Source organism: Empedobacter sp. UBA7494 (assembly GCF_002478465.1).
Classification (GTDB): domain Bacteria; phylum Bacteroidota; class Bacteroidia; order Flavobacteriales; family Weeksellaceae; genus Empedobacter; species Empedobacter falsenii_B.
This window is the reverse complement of record NZ_DLOC01000005.1, coordinates 1-5,697: the sequence shown is the minus strand read 5'-3', so window position 1 is coordinate 5,697 and position 5,697 is coordinate 1. Positions and strand designations below refer to the sequence as shown.

General features: G+C 35.5%; 2 protein-coding genes and 4 tRNA genes. All 6 read right to left on the bottom strand.

Features of this window, described 5'->3' with window-relative positions; translation table 11 throughout:
• Window positions 1-78: 78 nt before the first annotated feature.
• Window positions 79-155 (bottom strand) — tRNA-Asp (locus tag B4E95_RS00405).
• 57 nt (window positions 156-212) lie between these two features.
• Window positions 213-286: transfer RNA gene (locus tag B4E95_RS00400), tRNA-Asp, on the bottom strand.
• A 48-nt stretch (window positions 287-334) separates the two neighbouring features.
• Window positions 335-408: transfer RNA gene (locus B4E95_RS00395), tRNA-Asp, on the bottom strand.
• 43 nt (window positions 409-451) lie between these two features.
• A tRNA-Asp gene (locus B4E95_RS00390) sits at window positions 452-525 on the bottom strand.
• A gap of 127 nt (window positions 526-652) precedes the next feature.
• Entirely contained in the window at window positions 653-970 is a 318-nt protein-coding gene (gene trxA / locus B4E95_RS00385) for a thioredoxin (RefSeq protein ID WP_038331009.1), read from the bottom strand.
• A gap of 110 nt (window positions 971-1,080) precedes the next feature.
• Complete coding sequence (gene dnaE / locus B4E95_RS00380) at window positions 1,081-5,481, bottom strand: DNA polymerase III subunit alpha (RefSeq protein ID WP_291089013.1); 4,401 nt, start codon at window positions 5,479-5,481, stop codon at window positions 1,081-1,083.
• Between the last annotated feature and the right edge of the window lie 216 nt (window positions 5,482-5,697).

The window sequence follows — 5,697 nt, the reverse complement described above, 5'->3', positions numbered from 1 at the left end:
GTTATGCGTTATGCGTTATGCAAAAATAAAAAGTTTGGAGCAAAAAAAAGCCTCACAATAAGTGAAGCTTATAAAAGTTGGCGATCCGGACGGGACTCGAACCCGCGACCACTTGCGTGACAGGCAAGTATTCTAACCAACTGAACTACCGGATCAGTCTGTTTTTTTATTTATAATTTTCGATCGCACTAAAATAGAAAAAGAAATAGATGCGATCCGGACGGGACTCGAACCCGCGACCACTTGCGTGACAGGCAAGTATTCTAACCAACTGAACTACCGGATCAGAAAATTATAAATTGATATATTTTTTATGAATTTTTATAAAAAATTGCGATCCGGACGGGACTCGAACCCGCGACCACTTGCGTGACAGGCAAGTATTCTAACCAACTGAACTACCGGATCAGAAATTATAAAAAATATATTGTGTAAAAGAACGAACTTTTTGCGATCCGGACGGGACTCGAACCCGCGACCACTTGCGTGACAGGCAAGTATTCTAACCAACTGAACTACCGGATCAAAATCTGTATCGATTTCGGATTGCAAATATAGGCGGTTTTCTGATAAAACCTAAACTTTTTTCAAAAAAAATCTCGGAAATTTTGCATCCGAGATTCTTTTATTTCAAAATCAGCGATTTAATTTATTATAAAATCGCGTTTAATTTTTCTACTAATTGCTCTTTTGGAACAACTCCAACAACTTTGTCTACTACTTCTCCATCTTTGAAGAATAAAATTGTAGGAATGTTGCGGATTCCATATTTCGCAGCAACTTCTTGGTTTGTGTCTACATCAACTTTACCAATAACTGCTTTTCCTTGATATTCTGTAGCAAGCTCTTCCACAACTGGACCAACCATTCTACAAGGACCACACCAAACAGCCCAAAAATCAACCATTGCTGGTTTTCCTGACTCTATAATATCTGATGCAAATGATGCGTCTGTTACTTCTAATGCCATAATCTTATATTTTTTTATCTAATCTTAAGTTTACAAATCTACATAAAATTTTATTCTTGAAAAATTTCGTTCATATTATCTATCAATTATTGAATAGATGAAACGAATAATTAATTCAGTTTGAATGTAATTCCCTGCAATTCATCTAATTCTTTCAACAAATCTCGACAAATGTTAATTTTGATTTTACTTGCTGGTAAATCTAAATTATTCAAATAATCTTTTGGATCAATTAATTGAATTTTTAATAATTTATCTCCTTGATATTTGAACATAATATCTGATAATTTGCTAAATGTTTCTTCCGAAAATTCTGGAACTTCAATCTTCACCGTCATTTTTTCGGCTTGTTTTTCCACAATTTCATTCAACAACAAAATATTTGTGATGTTTTTATACACGCGTCCTTGCGTTACATTTCCTTCTTTGTCTTTGAATTCTTTTTTCGAGATATTCAATTTCAAATTCAAGAACATATTTTCCTGCATAAAGTGTCTATATTTCATATAATCACTCCCAAAAACCATGATATCCATCGAATCGGTGTAATCACTAAACGTAAAAATACCAAATTCGTTTCCATTTTTGGCAATTCTATGTTGGATATTTGACATCATTCCACAAATTGAAACTTCTTTGTTGACAAAATTATCTTCATTCGCATTGATATCAGAAATACTACAATTTGAAGCCATTTTCAACTCATGTTTGAAATCATCCAAAGGATGCGAAGAAATATAAATTCCAACAACTTCTTTCTCTTTGGACAAACGTTGTAACATATTCCATTTCTCACAATCTGGCAACATCGGAACCACATCTTCTACAACAGAATCTCCTCCAAAATCACCAAATAAAGAAGTTTGAGAAGAGTTTTTTTGCTCCTGATAATTTCCTCCATATTTGATTAATTTTTCCAGATTCGTCGTTGTATTATCGATAAAAAAATAACGTCCACGATGAAATTCGAACGAATCAAAACCTCCAGCCAAAACTAAATTTTCGATTGTTTTTTTGTTCACCGTTCTCAATTCGACACGTTTTACAAAATCGTAAATATCTTTGAACGGACCATTTGCTTCACGTTCAGAAATTATCGAGTTTACTGCGGCTTGCCCAACACCTTTTACAGCTCCCATTCCAAAACGAATCTCGTAATTTTCGTTTACATTAAATTTTGTAATGGATTCGTTGATATCTGGTCCAAGTACAGCTAATCCCATTCGCTTACACTCTTCCATAAAGAAGGTCACTTGCTTGATATCATTCATATTATTTGAAAGAACAGCCGCCATATATTCTGCTGGATAATGTGCTTTCAGATAAGCTGTTTGATACGCTACCCATGCATAACACGTCGAGTGCGATTTATTGAAGGCATAGGATGCAAAGGCTTCCCAGTCTGTCCAAACTTTTTCTAAAATCTTAGGATCATGCCCTTTTTCTGAAGCTTGCGCAACAAATTTTGGTTTCATTTTATCCAAGACAGCTTTTTGCTTTTTCCCCATTGCTTTACGCAAAACGTCGGCATCACCTTTCGAGAAACCTGCTAATTTTTGCGAAAGCAACATTACTTGCTCCTGATAAACCGTAATTCCGTAGGTTTCTGATAAATATTCTTCCATCGCATCCAAATCGTACTGAATTGGTTCTTCACCATTTTTACGGCGAACAAACGACGGAATATATTCGATAGGCCCAGGACGATAAAGGGCATTCATGGCAATTAAATCCGCGAAAACTGTCGGACGTAAATCCTTCATGTATTTTTGCATTCCGGGTGACTCGTATTGGAAAACCCCAACCGTTTCGCCACGCTGGAAAAGCTCATATGTTTTTTCGTCGTCAATCGGAATTTCATCCGGATTGATTTCGATTCCTGTTCTCGCTTTTACTAATTTGATGGTATCTTTAATCAAGGTTAAGGTTTTCAACCCCAAAAAGTCCATCTTCAATAATCCGGCACTTTCTGCAACCGAGTTATCAAACTGCGTTACATATAAATCTGAATCTTTAGCTGTTGTTACAGGTACGAAATTCGTAATATCATCTGGCGTAATAATTACCCCACACGCGTGAATTCCCGTGTTACGAACAGAACCTTCTAAGATTTTTGCTTGCTGAATAGTTTCCGCAGCTAAATCGTCTCCATTCGATAAACGTTTTAATTCGCTTACAGCATCAAACTCTTCTGGTTTTAAGGCTCCTTTTAATGCAGCTTCATCTAAATTGAAGATTTTAGATAACTTCATATTCGGAATCAAACCTGCAACACGGTTCGCATCAAACAATGGTAAATCCAATACACGCGCCGTATCTTTAATCGAAGATTTCGCCGCCATTGTACCATAAGTGATGATTTGCGCTACTTGATTTGCTCCATATTTATCAATCACATAATCCATTACCAACGATCGACCTTCGTCATCAAAGTCGATATCGATATCGGGCATAGATACACGATCAGGATTTAGGAATCGCTCAAAAAGTAAATCGTACTGAATTGGATCTAAATTGGTAATCCATAAACAATAAGCAACTGCTGATCCTGCCGCCGAACCACGACCTGGACCAACCGATACGCCCATTTTACGCGCCGCAGCAATAAAATCTTGTACAATCAAGAAATAACCAGGATAACCTGTTTTTTCAATTGTGGCTAATTCGAAATCCAAACGTTCTTTAATTTCGTCTGTCAATTCTGGATAACGAATTTTTGCACCTTCGTAGGTTAAATGTTTTAAATAAGCATTCTCACCTCTTTTCCCTCCATCTTCATCATCTTCTGCGTGATGAAATTCTTCGGGAATATCAAATTTTGGAAGTAATACATCTCGATAAAGCGTGTATTCTTCTATTTTATCAACAATTTCTTGAATATTAATAATTGCTTCGGGAATGTCTTGAAACAATTGTTTCATTTCTGCTTCCGACTTAAAATAATATTCTTGATTTGGCAAACCAAAACGGAATCCACGACCACGACCAATTGGCGTTGATTGTTTTTCTGCATCGCGCACACACAACAAAATATCGTGTGCATTCGAATCGTCTTGATTGATATAATACGTATTATTTGTCGCAACAACTTTTACATTGTGTTTACGCGCAAACGCAAGCAAAGTCTGATTAACACGATCTTCATCTTCTTGTCCGTGGCGCATCAATTCGATGTAAAAATCATCACCAAACTGCTCTTTCCACCAAAGTAAAGCTTCTTCGGCTTGCTTTTCACCAAGATTCAAAATTTTGTTTGGAACTTCACCTTGTAAGTTTCCAGACAAAACAATTAAATCTTCTTTATATTCTTCAATAATCGCTTTATCAATTCGAGGCACGTAGTAAAACCCATCAGTATAAGCCTTCGATGCCATTTTTGCTAAATGATGATAACCATTTTTGTTCTTTGCAAAAATTACAATTTGATAGCCATTATCCTTTTTTGTTTTGTCTAAATGATTTTCACAAACAAAGAATTCGGAACCAATAATAGGTTTTAAGATAACTTCCGTTGGTTCTGCTCCGTCAGCAATTAACTCTTCATTCTTTACTTTTGCAGCTTTATTATGATTTTGTACTTCTGCATTAAAATGAAAAGCTCCCATCATATTTCCATGATCGGTAATTGCAACTGCAGTCATTTTATTTTTTGCCGCAGCACTCACCAAATCGTTTACAGAAATAGTCGATTGAAGAATTGAAAATTGTGTGTGATTATGTAAATGTGCAAATTTTGCTTTCTCGAATTGTGCTAAAACTTCTTCCGAAATATCAATAACCTCATCTCCTCCATCTTCTTTGGCTTTAATTTTCGCAATTTCTTGTGAAGCTTTTTTAAGATTTACGTGATTTAGTCCAACTGGCTGAATATTTGTTTCATTAATTGCATTAAATCGAACAAAATATTCATCTTCAACTTCTAACTCGTTTTTTGTAAAAATACCTTTACGAATCAACTCGAAAAAACAACGCGTAGTTGCCTCCACATCGGCAGTTGCGTTATGCGCTTCGCCAAACGGAACACCAAAAAGATATTGATGCAATTCCGTTAACGTTGGTAATTTGTAACGACCTCCACGACCTCCAGGAAGTTTCAATAACTCAGCAGTCACCTCGGTACAGGTATCCAAAACAGGTTTTTCGGCTAAATTATTTTCATAATTCAGACGATAAAATTCGGCTCCCATAATGTTAATATCGAAACCTAAATTTTGTCCAACAATAAATTTAGCTTTACCTAAAGCTTCGTTGAATTTATCTAAAACTTCTTTTAATGGAACACCTTTTTCGTTAGCCAAATCAGTCGAAATTCCGTGAATACGCTCAGAATCATACGGAATATCAAAACCATCTGGTCGAACCAAATAATCTTGATGTTCAATAATTTGTCCCATTTCATCGTGCAATTGCCATGCTATTTGTATACAACGCGGCCAGTTGTCGGAGTCAGAAATCGGCGCATTCCAATCTTTCGGAAGACCAGTTGTCTCTGTATCGTATATTAAGTACATTGAGTTTTCGTTTGAATCTGTAAATTTACGAAATCTTAGGAGAAGATTTTCTTAAGATAAGTTAAGAAAGTTATTATATGAAATGTAATTTTATTAAAAGAGATATATCCAATATGTTTTACGTTTATACTATTACAATACCACTTTTGATTATTTTGTCTTTCTATTTCGTTGAACTGGATATCCTAACGAAAGTTCCAGTGTAAGTTAAGCTAC